This is a genomic window from Pseudooceanicola lipolyticus (assembly GCF_002786325.1).
GTDB lineage: Bacteria > Pseudomonadota > Alphaproteobacteria > Rhodobacterales > Rhodobacteraceae > Pseudooceanicola_C > Pseudooceanicola_C lipolyticus.
In genome coordinates, this window is the sequence record NZ_PGTB01000286.1 from 1 (window position 1) to 2,785 (window position 2,785).

The following is a 2,785-nucleotide window of genomic DNA, read 5'->3' on the forward strand; positions in this document are numbered from 1 at the left end:
CGCGCCGCCTCGCCGATCACCGGCGGGCTGGCCGCCGCCGGCACCCGCGGCCGGAAGCGGATCAGGTCGCCGGGCTCCTCGGCCAGGTGGTAATCGGGCAGGTGGTCGGCGGCGATCATGTCGCGCAGCATCTTGCGGAACACCCGCCGCGGCGAGGCCGAGCCGGATTTCTTCAGCAGCGTCTCGACCGAGACCCGCCAGCCCTCCTGGCGGCCGCAATGTTTGCGCGCCAGCTCGTAGATGCGCCGCTCCAGCGGCTTCCTGAGGCGGAAATAATCGCGGGAAAGCGTCAGCACCGATTTTGCCAGCACCGCCCGGTACAGCCAGTCGCTGAGCGTCACCGCCACGCTGACCATGCGGCCGCCGCGGGTGCGGCGCACGATCTCCCAGCGCTCGATCAGGCCAAAGCCGCTGGTGGTCTCGGTGGCGCCGGTGACGATATTGGTGGTGATGCGGGTGCCGGCCAGCCGCTCGAAGGCCTCGCGCAGCCGGCGATAGGCATCGCCGCTGGTCTCGCGATTGGTCGCCACCAGCAGGTCATGCGCCTTCAGCTGCAGCGTGCGGCTGACCTGGCGCCCGGCATTCAGCGCCGCCATCAGCTGGCTGATGCAGAAGATCAGGATGTCCTTGTCATGGATGGTGGCCAGCCCCTTGACGCTGGGCGTCACCTCCACGCTCACCCCGTTATGGCTATAGCTCAGGATCCGCCGGTCGGGCCGCGTCGCCAGCGAGAACAGCGGATGTTCCATGCTGGCCAGGTCGTCCTTGGGCAGCGCATCGAAAATGTCGCAGAGGAAAAAATCGCCCTGCCGGTGCCGGTCGGGCAGCAGCCCGTCGGCGCCGCCAGTCAATGCCTGTCCCATGGTCGTTCTGCCCGACTCGTTTTCGTGGTTTCAGTGACGCCCAGCCTAAAGTTATCCACAAGGGCAAACAACGGGGGTTCGGAATCACGCCATCGGGGGAGCGGAGTCACTTTATCGGGGGTTCAGAGTCACCCGGGAGGCGCCGATCGCCTTATTTGCAAGGCCGGAGCGGCATCCAAGTGCCGCCGTAACAGTAAATAACAGGATTCTAACCGGCAAAAAATTTTCCCCTGCCCCCAGATCCGGTATAAGGCCGGGCAGGTTTCCCCATATTTTGCTGAGAAAAGCCGACGAGATGCGGCTTTTTCTTCCATGTGCCGCGTTTTGTGGTAGTCTGGCCAAAACACAGCACATCGGGCAGAGGCATGGGCAAGGACAGTGCAATTCAGGCGGGGCTGCCGCCCTATTTCAACATCGATCCCGACGCCGCCCTGGCCGAGCTGGAGGCGCCGGCCAGCACCGAGGGCTTTGCCCAGATCGCCGCCGCCTGCGCCCGCGGCCGCGCCGACCTGGCCAGCCGCGGCATGAACGAGGCCGGGCGCAAATCGCTGCGCCTGTTCTCGACCTGGGAGATCACCCGCTATCTGATCCCGGTGGCCCAGGCGCATTTCCGCCGGGTGCTGAAGGCCAATCCGGATCTGCCCCAGGGCAGTTCGGAAACCGAGGGCGGCGCCAAGTGGTTCACCCTGGACGAGGTGCTGCGGCTGCGCGGCTTCTTCGCGGCGCAGGGATCGAAGGCGAAGAATTACCGCCCCTACCGCCCCGAGGGCCTGCCGGCCAAGATCGTCGCGGTGGCCAATTTCAAGGGCGGCGTCGGCAAGACCTCGACCGCGGCGCATCTGGCGATGTCGGCGGCGCTGGACGGCTACAAGGTGCTGGTGGTGGACCTGGACAGCCAGGGCAGCATGACCTCGATCTTCGGCGGCACCGTCGCCGATGAATGGCAGACCGCCTATCCGCTGCTGGCGCGCCATTACGGCGAATATCTGCGCGCCGAGAACCAGCGCCGGCTGGACCGGGGCGATGCGCCGCAGCCGCTGGACGAGGCGCTGTCGGCGGCGCTGGAGATGTCGGCCGACGAGGTGATCCAGCCGACCCACTGGCCCAATATCGACCTGATCGGCGCCCAGCTGAACCTCTACTGGGCCGAGTTCCAGGTGCCGGTCTGGCGGATGGCGGCGCGCGGCTGGAAGCTGTGGGACGCGCTGACCGAGCGGCTGGAGGCCGATGGCGTGCTCGACCGCTACGACCTGGTCTTCATCGACACCCCGCCGGCGCTGGGCTATCTCACCATCAACGGGCTGGCGGCGGCGGATATCCTGCTGGTGCCGCTGGGCGCCTCCTTCCTGGAATTCGACAGCACCGGGCGGTTCTTCGACATGCTGCATTCGACCTTCGCCAGCATCGAGGAGAGCGAGAACATGGCCGCCCGCGCCCTGGGCCGCGCCGGGCTGGCCTTCGAATGGGACGCGGTGCGCGCGGTGATCACCCGCTATGACGGCGCCCAGCAGGGCGAGCTGTCGGCGCTGATGCAGGCCTATCTGGGCCGCACCCTCAGCCCGCACCGGCAGGATTTCACCGCGCTGATCGGCCAGGCCGGCGAACAGGTCAGCGGCATCTACGAGGCCGATTACCGCGATTTCAACCGCGAGACCTATGCCCGCGGCCGCGAAACCTTCGACGAGACCTATGCCGCCTTCAAGCGGCTGTTGCTAGGGATCTGGCGCCGCGACGAGCTGGCGGCGGCCGCGCCCGGCGCCCTGGCCGTTTAGAGGCTGATAACCAGACCCTGGTAAAGGGCAGAGGAGATCCCCGGAATGGCAAAGCGCAAGAGATTGACCCCGGCCCAGCCCGATTACCTGTCCGCCGCCCCGGCGGCCCGCCCCGCGCCGGGGCCGCTGTCCTCGGCGCCGATCGCCCAG

General features: G+C 67.3%; 2 protein-coding genes. One reads left to right on the forward strand and one right to left on the reverse strand.

All coding sequences use genetic code 11. From position 1 onward, the window contains the following. A partial coding sequence (locus tag CVM52_RS25020; RefSeq protein ID WP_100164985.1) for a replication initiator protein A occupies positions 1–863 on the reverse strand: 863 nt, incomplete at its 3' end. 365 nt (positions 864–1,228) lie between these two features. On the opposite strand from CVM52_RS25020, the gene CVM52_RS25025 reads away from it, so the two are divergent. After that, positions 1,229–2,635: an AAA family ATPase gene (locus CVM52_RS25025; protein WP_100164986.1), complete on the forward strand. Its 1,407-nt coding sequence runs from the start codon at positions 1,229–1,231 to the stop codon at positions 2,633–2,635. Positions 2,636–2,785 lie beyond the last annotated feature (150 nt).